The organism is Congregibacter sp., from assembly GCF_965660375.1.
Taxonomy (GTDB): Bacteria; Pseudomonadota; Gammaproteobacteria; order Pseudomonadales; family Halieaceae; genus Congregibacter.
Genome location: NZ_CBFHZO010000082.1, coordinates 1 through 14,465, shown reverse-complemented (window position 1 = coordinate 14,465; position 14,465 = coordinate 1). Strand labels below are relative to the sequence as shown.

The 14,465-nt window shown below is 57.2% G+C and carries 16 protein-coding genes; 6 read left to right on the top strand and 10 right to left on the bottom strand.

Annotated elements, in window-relative coordinates:
- Positions 1–15: 15 nt before the first annotated feature.
- Both ACTG3T_RS07080 and ACTG3T_RS07075 read left to right on the top strand, forming a co-directional pair.
- Positions 16–1,428: a M48 family metalloprotease gene (locus ACTG3T_RS07080; protein WP_439101611.1), complete on the top strand. Its 1,413-nt coding sequence runs from the start codon at positions 16–18 to the stop codon at positions 1,426–1,428.
- Between the two features lie 162 nt (positions 1,429–1,590).
- Positions 1,591–3,270 carry an amidohydrolase gene (locus tag ACTG3T_RS07075; RefSeq protein ID WP_439101610.1) on the top strand — a complete coding sequence of 560 codons (1,680 nt, stop codon included), beginning with the start codon at positions 1,591–1,593 and terminating at the stop codon, positions 3,268–3,270.
- A 4-nt stretch (positions 3,271–3,274) separates the two neighbouring features.
- Here ACTG3T_RS07075 and ACTG3T_RS07070 read toward each other — a convergent pair whose 3' ends face one another.
- The 5 genes from ACTG3T_RS07070 to ACTG3T_RS07050 all read right to left on the bottom strand — a co-directional run bounded on the left by ACTG3T_RS07070 (position 3,275) and on the right by ACTG3T_RS07050 (position 6,774).
- Positions 3,275–3,610, bottom strand: a complete 336-nt coding sequence (locus tag ACTG3T_RS07070) for a DUF2288 domain-containing protein (protein WP_439101559.1) — start codon at positions 3,608–3,610, stop codon at positions 3,275–3,277.
- The gene (locus tag ACTG3T_RS07065) at positions 3,603–4,253 is read right to left on the bottom strand and encodes an MBL fold metallo-hydrolase (protein WP_439101558.1); all 651 of its coding nucleotides are present in this window, start codon (positions 4,251–4,253) and stop codon (positions 3,603–3,605) included. Before ACTG3T_RS07065 ends, ACTG3T_RS07070 begins: the two co-directional genes overlap by 8 nt.
- An 8-nt stretch (positions 4,254–4,261) precedes the next feature.
- Positions 4,262–5,581, bottom strand: a complete 1,320-nt coding sequence (locus ACTG3T_RS07060) for a dicarboxylate/amino acid:cation symporter (RefSeq protein ID WP_439101557.1) — start codon at positions 5,579–5,581, stop codon at positions 4,262–4,264.
- Positions 5,578–5,850: a hypothetical protein gene (locus ACTG3T_RS07055; RefSeq protein ID WP_439101556.1), complete on the bottom strand. Its 273-nt coding sequence runs from the start codon at positions 5,848–5,850 to the stop codon at positions 5,578–5,580. Before ACTG3T_RS07055 ends, ACTG3T_RS07060 begins: the two co-directional genes overlap by 4 nt.
- A gap of 81 nt (positions 5,851–5,931) precedes the next feature.
- Positions 5,932–6,774: a pirin family protein gene (locus tag ACTG3T_RS07050; RefSeq protein WP_439101555.1), complete on the bottom strand. Its 843-nt coding sequence runs from the start codon at positions 6,772–6,774 to the stop codon at positions 5,932–5,934.
- Between the two features lie 103 nt (positions 6,775–6,877).
- Here ACTG3T_RS07050 and ACTG3T_RS07045 point away from each other — a divergent pair, with 103 nt between their 5' ends.
- Together ACTG3T_RS07045 and ACTG3T_RS07040 are read left to right on the top strand one after the other, a co-directional pair.
- A complete protein-coding gene (locus ACTG3T_RS07045; RefSeq protein ID WP_439101554.1) occupies positions 6,878–7,762 on the top strand; it encodes a LysR family transcriptional regulator in 885 nt (294 codons plus the stop codon).
- Between the two features lie 116 nt (positions 7,763–7,878).
- On the top strand, positions 7,879–8,859 hold the full coding sequence (locus tag ACTG3T_RS07040; RefSeq protein WP_439101553.1) for a glutathione S-transferase family protein: 981 nt from the start codon (positions 7,879–7,881) through the stop codon (positions 8,857–8,859).
- A gap of 25 nt (positions 8,860–8,884) precedes the next feature.
- Here ACTG3T_RS07040 and ACTG3T_RS07035 read toward each other — a convergent pair whose 3' ends face one another.
- Together ACTG3T_RS07035 and ACTG3T_RS07030 are read right to left on the bottom strand one after the other, a co-directional pair.
- Positions 8,885–9,382, bottom strand: coding sequence for a SixA phosphatase family protein (locus ACTG3T_RS07035; RefSeq protein WP_439101552.1), 498 nt, complete (start codon positions 9,380–9,382; stop codon positions 8,885–8,887).
- A gap of 58 nt (positions 9,383–9,440) precedes the next feature.
- On the bottom strand, positions 9,441–10,103 hold the full coding sequence (locus ACTG3T_RS07030) for a TIGR00730 family Rossman fold protein (protein WP_439101551.1): 663 nt from the start codon (positions 10,101–10,103) through the stop codon (positions 9,441–9,443).
- A gap of 192 nt (positions 10,104–10,295) precedes the next feature.
- Between ACTG3T_RS07030 and msrB the strand changes: the two genes are divergently transcribed.
- The gene (msrB, locus tag ACTG3T_RS07025; RefSeq protein ID WP_439101550.1) at positions 10,296–10,820 is read left to right on the top strand and encodes a peptide-methionine (R)-S-oxide reductase MsrB; all 525 of its coding nucleotides are present in this window, start codon (positions 10,296–10,298) and stop codon (positions 10,818–10,820) included.
- A 21-nt stretch (positions 10,821–10,841) separates the two neighbouring features.
- Here the strand turns inward: msrB and ACTG3T_RS07020 are convergent, their stop codons facing one another.
- Together ACTG3T_RS07020 and ACTG3T_RS07015 are read right to left on the bottom strand one after the other, a co-directional pair.
- The gene (locus ACTG3T_RS07020; RefSeq protein ID WP_439101549.1) at positions 10,842–11,297 is read right to left on the bottom strand and encodes a hypothetical protein; all 456 of its coding nucleotides are present in this window, start codon (positions 11,295–11,297) and stop codon (positions 10,842–10,844) included.
- A gap of 45 nt (positions 11,298–11,342) precedes the next feature.
- A complete protein-coding gene (locus ACTG3T_RS07015; RefSeq protein ID WP_439101548.1) occupies positions 11,343–12,203 on the bottom strand; it encodes a tetratricopeptide repeat protein in 861 nt (286 codons plus the stop codon).
- A 77-nt stretch (positions 12,204–12,280) separates the two neighbouring features.
- Between ACTG3T_RS07015 and ACTG3T_RS07010 the strand changes: the two genes are divergently transcribed.
- Positions 12,281–12,943, top strand: coding sequence for a thymidine kinase (locus ACTG3T_RS07010; RefSeq protein WP_439101547.1), 663 nt, complete (start codon positions 12,281–12,283; stop codon positions 12,941–12,943).
- A 48-nt stretch (positions 12,944–12,991) separates the two neighbouring features.
- On the opposite strand, the gene ACTG3T_RS07005 is transcribed toward ACTG3T_RS07010, so the two are convergent.
- Positions 12,992–14,465 (bottom strand): M20 family peptidase (locus tag ACTG3T_RS07005; RefSeq protein ID WP_439101546.1); only part of this gene is annotated, 1,474 nt, incomplete at its 5' end.

Sequence of the window (14,465 nt, the reverse complement as noted above, 5' to 3'; positions counted from 1 at the left end):
CGTCTGTTCATCGCAATGGTGCTGGGGGCCACCCTTGGCAGTGTGGCGGGCTGCGCGGTGAACCCCGCCACGGGCGGCACCTCCGTAGTGCTCTCCGGCGCCAGCGGTGAGCGCGAAACCGGCCAGGAAATGTACGACAAGTTTCTCGCCGAGGGCGCCTTCTACGAGGATCCGGAGCTTCAGGCCTACGTGGAAAAAATCGGTCAACGCCTGGTAGCACAGAGTGACATGCCCGACCGGGAATTCACCTTCGCTGTGATCGATGCGCCGGAGATAAACGCCTTTGCCACACCCGGGGGATTTATCTACGTAAATCGTGGACTGATCGGCTATCTCAACACCGAAGCCGAACTTGCGGGTGTCATCGGCCACGAGATTGCCCACGTCACTGCGCGACATCACGGTCGCAGAAAAACCGCAGGGGTCACCAGCAAGGTGCTCTCCACTACCGCCTACGTACTCACCGGCAGCAGCGCCGTGTATGAGGCGTCCAATATGTACGGCGCCGAGGTTATCAGCGGCTATGGTCGCGATATGGAGCTCGAGGCAGACGGCCTGGGCGCAGAATACATGTACAAGGCCGGCTATGAACCCGAGGCACTCCTGGACGTCATCGGCGTACTGAAGAATCAGGAGCAGTTCATGCGCCTGAAGGCGAAGGCCGCAGGTAAAAGCGGCACTACCTACCATGGCCTCTACGCAACACACCCGCGCAATGACAAGCGCCTGCAAACGGTGATTCGAGCCGCCAATGAACTGGACGACGGCACCTACATCGAAAGCCCCGAGGAACCCGGGGAATTCCGTCGCGTCACCGATGGGCTGGTGTGGGGCGAAAGCGTTGAGGGCCAGCGTGCCGACGATCGCTACTATCACAACAAGCTGGGATTCACGATCGAGCAGCCCGAAGGCTGGGCAGTGACCACCAGCTCCCAGGCTGTGGTTGTTGCAGCGCCGGACGAGAGCGCAAGCCTGACCATTACCCTGCGCAGAAAAGATCCCTCTGCCACACCGCAGGCGGTGCTGGAATCCTCCGCCAAAGGCAATCTCAGTGCTGGAGAAACTTTGCAGCAAAGCGGACTGGACGGCTATACCGCGGTCGCGGCCGCAGCGGGCAAGGACAAGCGTCTTGCGGTGTTTAACCTGGGCAATCTCACCTATATGTTTGAGGGCGATGCCGCGGATTTTGCAGCAAGCGACGGACAGCTGCTCGCACTCATTGAGAGCTTCCGGGCGATGCACCCCAAGGAGAAGAGCTCCAACAACGGACGTTATGTTCGCTACATACAGGTGCCCCGGGGAGCAGACGTAAGTTCCCTTGCAGCGAGCGCGCGCATACCTGACGCCGAAGCGCAGCTAAGACTCATCAATGACTTCTATCCCCGGGGCGAACCTCGCACCGGTGACTGGATCAAAGTCATTCAGTAATCGCCGCATTCCGCCAGCCCCTTCATTACCGCTTGACGCTTTTTTACAGCTAGACTTGGCGTTATCCAGCAATTGACGCGACCCTATCTTATGGCGGGGCTTAGGAAGATAAGAACACTGTTTCCCTCATCGGCGGGCTGCGCCCTGGCGGTTTGCCTGGGAGTGTTATTGAGCCTTACGGCCGCCCCCAGGCTCAGGGCGGAGGTGATTTTCACGGCAGAAAAGATTATTACCATGGATCCAGGCCTGCCCGAGGCAACGGCGGTTGCCGTACACAGCGGCCGCGTTGTTGCCGTAGGCAACCTTGCGGAGTTGCAGGACACTCCAGCCCTCGCTAGCTACGCGATAGACAGGCGATTTGAGGACAAGGTTCTCACTCCCGGATTTATCGATCCCCACGTCCATCCGACGCTACCGGCGGTGCTCACACAGTTTCCTTTCCTTGCGCCAGATGACTGGGACCTGCCCACGGGAACGTTTCCCGGAGCCTTGTCTCCCGAAGCCTTCGAGAAAAAACTACGCATGCTCGTTGACAATCATGAGGGAGACCAGCCTTTTATAGCCTGGGGATATCACCCGCTGTGGCATGGGGATGTGTATCGACAGCAGCTGAGCGACTGGTTCCCGAATCAGCCAGTCATGTTGTGGCACCGATCCTTTCATGAACTGATTCTCAACGATACCGCCATCAAGGCGCTAAACCTCAGCGAGGCAGAGGTAGAGCAACTCCATGAAGCGGACTGGGGGAAGGGACATTTCTGGGAGAACGGACTCAAAGCCCTGGTCCCAAGGCTCGGCTTTGTTTTTGAACCCACACGTTTCCTGGTCGGTATGGAGAACTTTCTGGCCATGGCCCACCGCGGAGGTGTCACCACCACTTTGGACATGGGCACCGGCATTTTCGGCAATCCGGAGCAGGAACTCGCTCTTATCCGGAAGGCTGTGGAGGACACCAACGCCCCGCTGCGCATCATCATGACGCCCATCATCACTGACTTTTTGGCCCGGGGTCGTAGCCCCGCTGAAGCGGAAAAGGAGATCGATCAGTGGCGGGAAAGCAACACTGACCGCGTCATGATCGACCATCATTTCAAGCTGATGATGGACGGCGCGATTTACAGCGGGCTCGCTCAGATGGGTCCACCGGGGTATCTCGACGGGCACAAGGGCCAGTGGATGGCGCCTCTGGAGGTGACGCACAGTTGGGCAGCGCATTTCTGGAAAGCCGGTTACAAAATTCATGCCCACACCAATGGCGATGCCAGTGCTGCCGCGCTCATCGACATGCTCAAGGCGCTGCAACTGGAACATCCCCGCCTTGATCACCGACTCACCCTGGAACATTTCGCCTACACCACCGAGGAACAGATCCGACAATTCGGCACCCTCGGAGGAGTCATCTCCGCCAACCCCTACTATCACTACATACTCTCTGATCTGTACGGAGAAGCCTGGCTGGGACCGGATCGCAGCGCTCAAATGGTGCCCCTGGGATCCGTAGAACGCGCTGGCATTCCCCTCGCATTGCACTCAGATGCTCCCATGGCACCGCTGGAGCCTTTAACGCTGGCATGGGCCGCCAGCAATCGCGTGACAATTAATGGCAATGCGACGGGACAGAATCAACGCATCAGCCTTGAGACTGCGCTGCGGGGAATCACTATCGACGCGGCCTGGATCATGGGCTGGGAAAATGAAATCGGGTCCATTCGCGCGGGAAAACGCGCGGATTTTACGGTGCTTGAAGGTGACCCTTACGCAGTGGGAGTCCAAGGCCTGCGCGACATCCCCATCTGGGGAACAGTTTTTGAGGGACGTCCCGCAAAGATCGATCAGCGCTAGGGCATCAATCAGGCGCCGGGGCCAGCGATGGTCCTGCCTTACGTTCCTGCACCAACACCCAGGGGTCTGCCACAACGGCCCAAAGTGAATGCTCATGGGCCAGCCAACGAGTTGCCTGCTCGTCGCTGACACCGGCCAGCATGGACGCATTCAGCCATGCCTCGAACTGCTTCGCATTGTCCTCGGACAACTGCACAGCCACCTCAACAAGATCAAGCGCGTCGTTCACGAGTACCAGGCGCCCTGCCGCAAAATACCGTTGAAGCTCAGCAAAAGGAATTCGGGCCGTTTGCGCAAGGAAGTCCGACCGACGCTGCGCCTGCCCGGGAGATTCAGCCATACCGCTGATCAGCGACAAAGGGGTTACTCTGGCGCTCCTGCCCGAAGGTAGACGTGGACCCGTGACCGGGAATAAAGGTGATGTCGTCACCCAGGGGGAACAGGGTATTGCGTATGCTGGCGATGAGGTCGTCGTGATTCCCCCGAGGAAAGTCCGTGCGACCGATGGAGCCCTGAAAAATCACGTCGCCCACCCAGGCGAGGCGCTGATCATCGTGGAGAAACACCACGTGACCCGGCGTATGCCCCGGACAATGAAACACCTTCAGGGTCTGCTCCCCCACCGTTATCGTGTCTCCCTCCACCAACCAGCGATCGGGCTCAAAGGCCTCGGCTATCGGGAAACTGGCCATCTTGCACCACTCGGGCAGCTTATCAATCCAGAAGCGATCGCCCTCGTGGGGCCCTTCGATGGGAACGGACAACTGCTGCCGCAGCACATCCGCGGCGGCGCAGTGATCCATGTGTCCGTGAGTGAGAATGATCTTCTCAACGGTAGCACTCAGTTGCTCTACCGCTGCCAGAATTCGATCGGTGTCTCCGCCGGGATCAACGATGGCCGCCTTACCGCTTTGCTCGCACTTTAATATGGAGCAGTTTTGCTGATAGGGCGTGACGGGAACAATGGTGACTTTGATACTCATAATAAGACTCAGGTCCCAGCAGTGCCGGCGACTTTATGGGAGTCACCGGACCCCTGCTGCGCATCGGCATTGGGGTTGAAGAACACTTCCTCATCGAACTGTCCCTCGCTCTTGCCCACCACCACTGACGCGGTGGCGTCACCGGTAACGTTTACCATGGTGCGGACCATGTCCAGCAGTCGGTCGACACCGATAATCAGCGCAATACCCTCAACCGGCAGACCCGCCTGCTCGAGCACCATGGCAAGGGTAATCAAACCGACACCGGGAACCGCCGCGGTTCCCACGGAAGCGAGCGTCGCCGTCAAAATCACCGTGATATAGGCAGTCATACTGAGGTCAAATCCATAAACCTCAGCGATAAAGACCGTCGCCACGCCCTGCATGATAGCCGTGCCGTCCATGTTGATGGTCGCACCCAGGGGAACGGTGAAGCCGGCAACGGAATTGTGAACGCCCAGTTTTTTCTCAACGGTGCGCAGGGTGATAGGAAGCGTCGCTCCCGAAGAAGCGGTGGAAAAGGCAAAGGCCCAAACGGAGCGCATCTTCTTGAGCATCACTCGCGGAGGCAGGCCCGTCAGGGTCTTGAGGATCAACCCGTAGGTCACGATACCGTGGAAAATCAGCACCCCCAGCACCGTCAAAAAGTAGGCGCCAAGGTCCAAAATTGCGCTGAGCCCCATTTCGGCAAACAGTCGACCCAGCAATGCGAACACGCCGTAGGGCGCGAATGCCATAAGCACACCGACCATCTTCATCACGATAGATTCAAGATCGCTGAAGTATGCTGCCATTCTCTGTCCAGCGTCACCCGCCTGGGAGAGGGCATAACCAAAGAGCAGGGCGAAGACGATGATTTGCAGCATCTCGCCATCCGCCATCGCCTTGATAGGATTCGCGGGAAAGATATTAACCAGTACTTCTTTGAGCGGCGGCGCCTCTGTGGCTACAAAAGCCGCGCTGCTGTCGAGTTCCACAGAGCTGCCGGGACCGATAAACACGGCCACGACCAGTGCCACAGAAACAGCGATGGCCGTAGTGGCCAGGTAAAAAAGCAAGGTTTTTCCGGCGATGGGCCCCATGCGAGCACTGTCACCAAGGGAACTGGAACCACAGACCAGAGAGACAAAGACCAGAGGCACCACGAGAAGCTTGAGGGAGGCGACAAAGATGCGCCCCACAACGTCGAAGACGCCACCGACCAGCCAGTCATCGATGATGGTTCGCACCGTGCCATCAACCGCGCTGCCGTGACCGATAAGATTCAAAAGCGAGCCGAGCAGGATTCCTGCCAACATACCCAGCAGGATCCGATTGGTCAGACTCATAAACTATCTCCCTCTTCTTCGCAGGCGCCGTCGACATAGGTGAGGACCTGATCATCGGCACAGGCATTGCAGCCCGAAGCGTGGTTTGTGAGTTCACCGGTCACAGTAGTGGCACAGACCGGGGCAAAGATCATGGTGCAGACCTGGGGTCTGGGCTCTTCACAGGTCGTAAAGCTCGGTATTTCAGGCTCCACCGGCGTCGCGCACCCCGCTGTCGCTGTGATGACCGCAGTGAGCGTTAATGCACTGATAAGAAAGGAAAAATGCATGGTTTACCTGGGACAGAAAAGCTCGCAAGGGTAGCACCATTGCGCAGCCCTTGCAGCCCCGGGGCAAGTGTGACGTTCCGGCTAGGCAGCGAAGCTCCCCGACTGATAATCGCGGATCGCCTGCTCGATTTCCGCCTCGCTGTTCATGACAAAAGGCCCGTAGTGCACCACTCGCTCGCCGATAGGCTGGCCGCGGAGCAGCAGCACACCTGCACCCTCAGCGCCACCGCGAATACAAAGCTCCTCGCCTTCTGCGAACAACAGCATATGTCGCTCTGGGAAACTCGCGCCGTCATCTTCCAGACCGCCGTCGTAGATGTACACCATGACAGACTCTCCGGCGTCGGTGTCGACCACCACCTCCACGCCGGCGTCGAGACTCAGATCAGCCAGTGCCGCCTGGGGGGCCAATTCGCTAAGGGGACCTTCAATGGCACCCATGCCTTTCAGCCGCCAGTTACCGGACACAGCGACAAGCCGACATCCCTCACCGTCGCCCACTGCCAGTTCGGTCACAGGAAGATCCCGATAGCGGGGCGAATCCATCTTCTGCGCCGCGGGCAAGTTGAACCAAAGCTGAAAGCCGTGGAGTCCCATGCTGTCCTGCGTGGGCATTTCAGAGTGGATGATGCCCCGGCCAGCGCTCATGTACTGCGCGCCGCCGCTGCGTATCTCACCGCGGTTACCCTGGCTGTCCTCGTGAATGATGCCCCCGTGCTTCATGTAGGTCAGCGTCTGCATGCCCCGATGAGGATGGGGCGGGAAGCCCGCCGCGAAATCCTCGCGATGCTCCGAACGCAACTCATCAATCATGAGTACCGGATCCATGCCCCGCTGCTCAAAACCCGCAACCCGATGAATCGCCACACCGGCACCATCCATGCTCGGCTGCGCTTTCATCACCTGGTGTACTTGTCGATTCATAGTAAAGACCTCCATTTCCCGACAGATTAGCGCTTGTTAAATCGTAAGAATATTGCTTTATTTTGCTCTTATCTTTCGATTTTTTAGACAAAAGGCAAAGATCATGCATCGCAGCACCCTGGAGCAGTGGCGAATGTTTCGTGCGGTTGTTGAGCATGGCGGTTTCGCTCAGGCCGCCGAGGCGATCCACAAAAGTCAGTCCAGCATCAACCACGCGGTTCACAAACTGCAAAGCCAGCTGGACCTGCAGCTGCTGGAGGTCGTGGGTCGCAAGGCCCAGTTGACCGACGCGGGCGAATTGATGCTCCGTCGCGCAGAGCAACTCATCGAGCAGGCAGAGCAACTGGAAGTTATTGCGGGCGGACTTTCCCGAGGCAATGAACCGGAGCTGCGGGTCGCGATCGATGAGATCTTTCCCCAACACTGCCTCGCGGAAGCCCTTGCGAGTCTGTCCACAGAATTTCCCTACACCCGCGTAGAGCTGGTCGAAAGCGTGTTATCCGGCGGTTCTGAACGATTGCTCCAGGGCGAAGTGGATCTCCTGGTGGCAGGCACGGTTCCGCCGGGGTTTTTAGGCGAACCCCTGATGGATGTGGAATTTATCGCGGTGTCTCACCCCGAACACGCGCTGCACAGTCTGGACCGGGCGCTTAACCTTCAGGATCTCGCGGCGGAGCGACAAATCGTCGTCCGCGACTCTGCCACCGGACAGCGCGTTGACTCCGGGTGGCTGGGCGCAGAGCAGCGCTGGACCGTAAGCCACGTGGCGACCTCCATAGCGATGATACGCCGAGGTATGGGCTTTGCCTGGCTCCCCATGACGCGTATCGATCAGGACCTTAAAAACGGGCAACTTCGGGAGCTGCCTCTGGAGCGAGGCTCGCGACGCCGCGTCTCGCTCTATCTGGTCTATGCCGACTCGGATAAGGCAGGGCCTGCCACCTGTCGCCTGGGGGAACTCCTGACGGAGCAGGTTCAAGGCTCATAAACGTTCTAATAAATCGAAAGCAATATCGCTATTTATCTGATTTTAGTCCTTCTCATTCGAACCTATGCTGTTGTCCGCTCAAAACACATCATGAAACAGCAACGGAGGAAGCCGCCATGGGTTTGTTAGTAGACGGTGTCTGGAAAGACCGCTGGTATGACACCAGCGAATCGGGAGGACGATTCGTGCGCGAAGACGCACAATTTCGCCATAGTATTGGCGGCCCCGATAGTGAGTTTCCCGCGGAGTCCGGTCGTTATCACCTCTACGTCTCTCTGGCCTGCCCCTGGGCTCACCGCACGCTAATCGTGCGCAGTCTCAAAGACTTGCAATCCCACATCGACGTATCCGTGGTCAGCCCGATCATGCTGGAAAACGGCTGGACCTTTGCCGGCAGCGAGGGCAGTTCCGGCGATACTGTTCAGGGACATAGCTACATGCATCAGGTGTACACCACAGCCCAAAGTGACTACAGCGGCCGCGTTACCGTCCCGGTGCTGTGGGACAAGACGCGCAAAGCCATCGTGAATAACGAGTCAGCAGAAATTATCCGCATGCTGGGGACGGCTTTTGACGATCTCACCGGCAATCGGCTGACCCTTTACCCCGAAGCGCTGCGTGAGCAGATCGACACATGGAACAAGCGTATCTACCCTGCCATCAACAACGGAGTTTACCGCGCAGGATTTGCCACGGCGCAGGATGCCTATGACGAAGCCTACGGCGAGGTATTCGCGGAACTGGACCGCATTGATTCGCACCTGGCGAACAACCGTTATCTATGTGGAGACACCCTTACAGAGGCTGATATTCGGCTGTTCACCACCCTCATCCGCTTTGATGCGGTGTATCACGGGCACTTTAAATGTAATCGAAACCGGCTGGAGGACTTTGCGCACATACCCGGCTACGTGCGCGAGATCTATCAGCTTGGCGATCTCGCCGGGACAGTCGATTTTTATCACATCAAAACGCACTACTACGCGTCTCACGGGACCATCAATCCCACAGGCATCGTTCCCCGAGGTCCGGATATCGACTACACACGCCCTCATGGTCGTGACGCGCTGAGTGCCGCCTCCGCCGCGCGAGGATGATTTCCCTGGAACCGATAGTAGGCCGTCAGGGAAGATCCCGGGGGAATTGCCACTCCGTAAGGGTGGCAATCCCTTCGGTCACATCGCTCCAGTGGCTCACGGGAATATCCAGCTGCAAATAGCCTGCAGTGGGCAGGTTATCGATGGCCTGCCGTCCCACCAACTGATTGCATAGATCGGTAAGGCCGGGGTTATGCCCCAGCAAAAAACAGCGACCCCTCGCGCCGTGGTAGTCCTGAAGCCAGGCCATCACGTCCTGATAGTCAAAAGTATAAAGGGCGTCATCGATCTCGTGCTGCTGCAAGGCCATGGCGGGCCAGCCGTCGCACAGTCCCTCGAGAGTCTGACGGGCGCGCGTTGCAGAACTACAATGTACGGGCTGGGGCGATACCATCCCCGCCAGTGCTCGTCCCATACGCGGAGCGTCTCTAAAGCCTCGTTCGTTAAGCTCACGCTCGTGATCGCTCAGGCCCGCAGCCTGCCAGCTGGATTTTGCATGGCGCATGAGATGCAACACTTTCATTACACTTCCTCCGATTAGAACCCCTGTGCTTTGACTGTTTTAGTCGAGGCTTAGGAATCTACTGCCTGATTTTGTCCAGAAGCACCGCGGCCGCCACCTCTTCGTCCGGGACCACTTCAAGCAGGTCAAGATCAGCCGGTCCGATGTACCCACGAGTCACACACTCCCGGGCGAGCCAATTGTAAAGTCCACTCCAGTAATCGTGCCCGACCAGCACCATGGGGCAAGGCTGGAGTTTACCCGTCTGCACCAGTGTCAGAAGCTCAAACAGTTCATCAATGGTGCCCATGCCCCCGGGATAAATAGCGAAACCCATGGCATAGCGGATGAGCATAAATTTTCGCGTAAAAAAGTAACGAAAGGCGATATCCGTATCCACATAGGGGTTCGCGAGCTGCTCATGGGGAAGGGTAATGTTCAAACCAATAGAGCGTCCCTCACCGGAGCGTGCGCCTCGATTCCCCGCCTCCATAACTCCGGGACCACCGCCTGTAATGACTGAGACCCCCGCCTCTGCCATAAATTTCCCGAGGGACTGGGCACTGCGATATTCCCAGCTGTCCTCTGCGACCCGAGCAGACCCGAAAATACTGATCGCAGGCCCCACATCCCCAAGCTCCTCGACTCCCGCCCGCAGTTCACCGCTGATCCGCTCGATGCGATCCTGTTCTTCCGGGCTTAGACCGCTCCCCGCGGCTGGCGGCATATCCGTTGAGCTCATCCTCGATCCTTGTCTCTTAAAAAGGCAACGGCACCGCTGCCCGCAGCTTACAAGCTAACAAAAACGCACTGCATGGGAGAATCCGTCTTTTCCCTGGCAGCGTACATGGAATTATTCCGACGCGTGTGTGTCTTACTGTTTATGAATAGACGAAATTTTTTATCTGCAAGCTGCAAGGTCGCACTCGGGGCAATGGCAGCCACGCTGGCGACGTCAGCGCCAATCCTCTGGGCCAAGGACAAGGGACGTATGATGCTTGAGGACATCCAGTCGCAGTGGAGGAGCTTTCTTCCCGACGGTTTCCGGGAGGTCAGCCCAAAGGATAAGCTTGAACTCAGTAAGGAAGAATGGCGTCAGCGCCTTGATGAGCCCCTCGCTTTTGACGTCCTCCGTAGAGAGGCCACGGAACGGCCCTTTACAAGCCCCTTAAATGATGAAAAACGCGACGGAGTATTTGTCTGCGCGGGCTGCGATCTCCCCGTATTTACCTCCCAAATGAAGTACGACAGCGGCACCGGGTGGCCCAGCTTTTTCACGTCAATTCCCGACGCCCTGGCGACAAAAAAAGACTTTAAGTTGATATTTCCCCGCACCGAGTATCACTGCGTGCGCTGCGGGGGGCATCATGGCCACGTCTTCAGCGATGGGCCAGCGCCCACCGGTGAGCGCTGGTGTAACAATGGCGTGTCGTTACGCTTTATACCAAAGACGGGATAATTAATTCCCTGAGCACCCGTTTTAATACAGCGGCCGCTGCAGTGCTCTACCCTCGTAGTCATCGCGCAGCATCAGCCAACGGAAATGCAGGCCTTCTTTCGCTTCTTCAGTGAGGCGGCTAGCAAGATCCTGGTCAGATCCTGCGGAGCTTAAATCACTCATTGAGTAGCTAAAGCAAAGATTAGTGTCGGGCACTACGGCGCATTCGTTCTCGTAGTCCCGGCAGGCCGCCGAGGCGCCGGGGAAGTCTCCCTGAGCAACATGAACGGTGACCACGGCGTTATAGTCGCGACATTGGCTGGCGCCGGTGCCAAAGAAAAACCCGTTGATGCTATTACCCTGCGCCGCTTGAGCCGCGATCAGCGCCGCATCGTAATCGCCCTGCTCAGCATGATAGAAAGTTTGATAGTCGCTGCGCCCGGCGCAGGCGCCGAGCAGACAACCAGCAGCCGCTACGGTTAAAGCTTTTTTAAACATGCCTGGATCCTCGTGACTGTCAGAATAATTATAACCAGTGTTGTCCTACTGTGCCCCCTCCGCAAGAGCCCTATCGGCTTTCACTTTGAGCCGCTGAGCGATAACGTGCTGTGGATCGAGACGCAGAGCCTCATTCACCGATTCTGCGGCGGCGGGGTAATCGCCCTGCTCGTAGGCGATAAACGCGCGAATGTAGTGAGCCTGCGGCCAGTCTCCCGGACCCAGCTGACCCAGGAAGATTTCCGCCTCTCGCCTCGCCTGAGCAAAATCCCCCAGTTCGGCGTAAAAGGATGCGGGAAAATAGCTCAGCCGTGCAACGTAAGTCGGATTCGCATTCTCCATAGCATCGATGGCTCGAAGCGCCTCTCCCGGGCCATGTTTTGCGTGAATCCATTCCAGATATTCGATGCGAACCGCCCACTCATCCGGGTAGCGCTCGGTAAAGTCGCGATAACTTTCAATGGCCAGGTTCGTGAGATCGTCGCGAAAGCCTGTTCTCAGCGCTGTCCCGCTTTCACGGGCGCTAATAAGCTTGAGTGTCATAACGTAGGGGTCGAGCAGGAGCTCCCCCCATGCGCCGACACCACCTCTCTCGCGCTTAATCTCATCAACGAGGGTCTCTCGCTCTTTAGCGTCATCCGTCATGCGCGCCAGAACGCTCTTTGCAATCACAAAGTCCGGTGCCGTGGCCAGGGCCGCCCGGTACAAACGCTCGGCCTCTGCCCAGCGACCCCGTTCGAGAATCTCGGACCAGCCCTGGCGATAAAGGGCCAACGCCTTCTCGTTGACCCCGCCATAAGGGTAGCTCGAGGGAGTCTCCGCCAAGATAGAAGAGCTCGTAACCAGCGCACTCAGGGCAAGAACTCCGAGGGAACGCCGAACCAAACCATACAGGGTATCTAGCACTGATTATCACCGGTTTTGGGGATTCAGAATTTAAGAGTATGCACCGCAATGGACCCCGTCACCACGGAGACTGTGGCATGCTAGCAGCTAAGCACGGCACGACTTTATCTCTGACGATGCTTTCGCAGATTCTCGAGTATTTTTCAGGAGGCCCCTTGGCCAAGCTGTACTTTCATTACTCTTCCATGAACGCAGGTAAATCGACAACGCTACTACAGTCGAGCTACAACTATGCCGAGCGGGGCATGCGCACCTTGATCATGGCGCCGGCGCTCGACGATCGCTTCGGCAGTGGGAAAGTGACATCGCGCATCGGCATAGGTGCGGACGCCTTTATCTTTGATCGTGAGGCTGACATTTTTGCGATAGTTACCGGAAAGCATCGCGACGAAAAGCTGGACTGTGTGCTCATAGACGAGGCGCAATTTCTGACCAGAGAGCAGGTCTTCGCTTTGGGAAAGGTATGCGACGAACTGAAAATCCCCGTGCTTGCCTACGGGCTTCGCACAGATTTTCGTGGCGAACCCTTCGAGGGCAGTAAGTACCTACTTGCCTGGGCGGACAACCTGAAAGAGATTAAAACCATATGTCATTGCGGCAAAAAAGCCACCATGGTGGTCCGTCAGGATGCCGACGGAACCACGGTCACTGCCGGCGCCCAGGTAGAGATCGGCGGCAACGACCGCTACGTATCGCTATGTCGCCGTCACTTCAATGCCAGCTTTCACAAGACAACTTAGCGCCCCCTATTGAGCGTTTCTCTGCGTCTTTTACCTCGGGTAGCTGTGCTACCCCTTTGCCGTATCGTCGAGAAGGTTCATAAAAAACTCAATGGCATTGCCGTATTCGTTGATCGGAAGCTGTTCGTTAACACCGTGTATTCGTTTGAGCTCCTCAGCATCAGCCCGTACCATGATAAAACGATAAATGTTCGGCGAGAGGTCATAGAAATGCTTTGAATCTGTGCCGCCAATCACCAAATAGGGCGCCACCAAAGCGGTTTCATCCATGCGGCGAATGTTTTTCTCAATAAGCCGGAACCCCACGCTGTCCGTCGGTGAGATCCGGGATGGCTCATTCTCCATGAAGGTTGTTACTTCCACTCGGGGATCGTCGATAGCTTCAACAAAGTGCGCCTTTACCGAGGCGACACTATCGCCCGGCATGATACGAACATTGACCACGGCGGTAGCGCGAGTAGGCAAAATATTGGACTTGGAGCTTCCCTCCAACATGGTGGCGGCGATGGTGCTCCGAGTGCTGGCCGCTGTCGACGGAGCTTCTGCCAACACCCTGGCAACAACAGGTTCGAAAAGCCAAAGATTGGCCATCATCAAACGGGTGACAAAACCCATTTCACTGCCGATGCTGTCCAGCGTCATCTTGGTGTAGCTGACGTCACTTGGAAAGGGGTGCGACTCAAGGGCCACAATCGCTTCACTGAGAATACCCACCGCGGTGTGATCGGGGGGCTGGGAAGAGTGGCCTCCTGGCGCATTAACGGTGAGTCTCAGATTAACGAAGCCTTTTTCGGCAACGCCCACCAATGCTACGGGAGCATCGATATCGGACATCACGCCCTGGGTAATGACACCTCCTTCATCGAGAACGAACTCAAACTCCACCCCCTCTTCAGCAAGTATGTCAGCCATGGCCGCTGCTCCCTGAGGCCCACCGATTTCCTCATCATGACCAAAGGCAAAGTAGATGGTTCTTTCAAGCTCCGTCCCGGACTCAAGAAGGGCCTCCATCGCCTCCAGTAGGGCGAACACCGTCACTTTGTCGTCCATGGCGCCTCGGCCCCAGATCACGCCGTCTTCCATCGCCCCCGAAAAAGGCGGATAGCGCCATTCGCTAAGGGTAGCCTCATCTACGGGCACCACATCCACGTGGCCCATAAAAAGCACAGGCTTCAAATCTGAACGGGTTCCGGGAAAACGGAACAACAGGCTATGTTCGTTGATCAATCGCGGCGGAGCTGCGCCGTATACCCGGGGGTAACTGTCTGCCATGTGCTGACGCAGCCCGGAAAAGGCCACCGCATCGAGCCTTGCAGCGTCATCATAGGAGATGGTGGGGTAGGTGATCGCCCTGGCGAGACGCTGAGCAGCGGCATCGACATCCACCGAAAACAGCCGCTTCTTCACGGGTATCTCTTGCACCGGATTTTCAAAATGGTTTTCGGCGCGATAGACCAGCACAACAGCAAGAGCTAACAGTGCGCCAAAACAGGCAACAACTAAACGCTTCATAAATCCTCTT

What these genes read in the sequence shown, in the direction of transcription:
- ACTG3T_RS07060 (WP_439101557.1), bottom strand. Translation starts at nt 5,581, where the DNA reads ATGAGTCTGACCAATCGGATCCTGCTGGGTATGTTGGCAGGAATCCTG.
- ACTG3T_RS07020 (WP_439101549.1), bottom strand. Translation starts at nt 11,297, where the DNA reads ATGTTTAAAAAAGCTTTAACCGTAGCGGCTGCTGGTTGTCTGCTCGGC.
- msrB (WP_439101550.1), top strand. Translation starts at nt 10,296, where the DNA reads ATGGCAGCCACGCTGGCGACGTCAGCGCCAATCCTCTGGGCCAAGGAC.
- ACTG3T_RS07030 (WP_439101551.1), bottom strand. Translation starts at nt 10,103, where the DNA reads ATGAGCTCAACGGATATGCCGCCAGCCGCGGGGAGCGGTCTAAGCCCG.
- ACTG3T_RS07045 (WP_439101554.1), top strand. Translation starts at nt 6,878, where the DNA reads ATGCATCGCAGCACCCTGGAGCAGTGGCGAATGTTTCGTGCGGTTGTT.
- ACTG3T_RS07080 (WP_439101611.1), top strand. Translation starts at nt 16, where the DNA reads ATGGTGCTGGGGGCCACCCTTGGCAGTGTGGCGGGCTGCGCGGTGAAC.
- ACTG3T_RS07065 (WP_439101558.1), bottom strand. Translation starts at nt 4,253, where the DNA reads ATGAGTATCAAAGTCACCATTGTTCCCGTCACGCCCTATCAGCAAAAC.
- ACTG3T_RS07040 (WP_439101553.1), top strand. Translation starts at nt 7,879, where the DNA reads ATGGGTTTGTTAGTAGACGGTGTCTGGAAAGACCGCTGGTATGACACC.
- ACTG3T_RS07055 (WP_439101556.1), bottom strand. Translation starts at nt 5,850, where the DNA reads ATGCATTTTTCCTTTCTTATCAGTGCATTAACGCTCACTGCGGTCATC.
- ACTG3T_RS07035 (WP_439101552.1), bottom strand. Translation starts at nt 9,382, where the DNA reads ATGAAAGTGTTGCATCTCATGCGCCATGCAAAATCCAGCTGGCAGGCT.
- ACTG3T_RS07070 (WP_439101559.1), bottom strand. Translation starts at nt 3,610, where the DNA reads ATGGCTGAATCTCCCGGGCAGGCGCAGCGTCGGTCGGACTTCCTTGCG.
- ACTG3T_RS07010 (WP_439101547.1), top strand. Translation starts at nt 12,281, where the DNA reads ATGCTAGCAGCTAAGCACGGCACGACTTTATCTCTGACGATGCTTTCG.
- ACTG3T_RS07050 (WP_439101555.1), bottom strand. Translation starts at nt 6,774, where the DNA reads ATGAATCGACAAGTACACCAGGTGATGAAAGCGCAGCCGAGCATGGAT.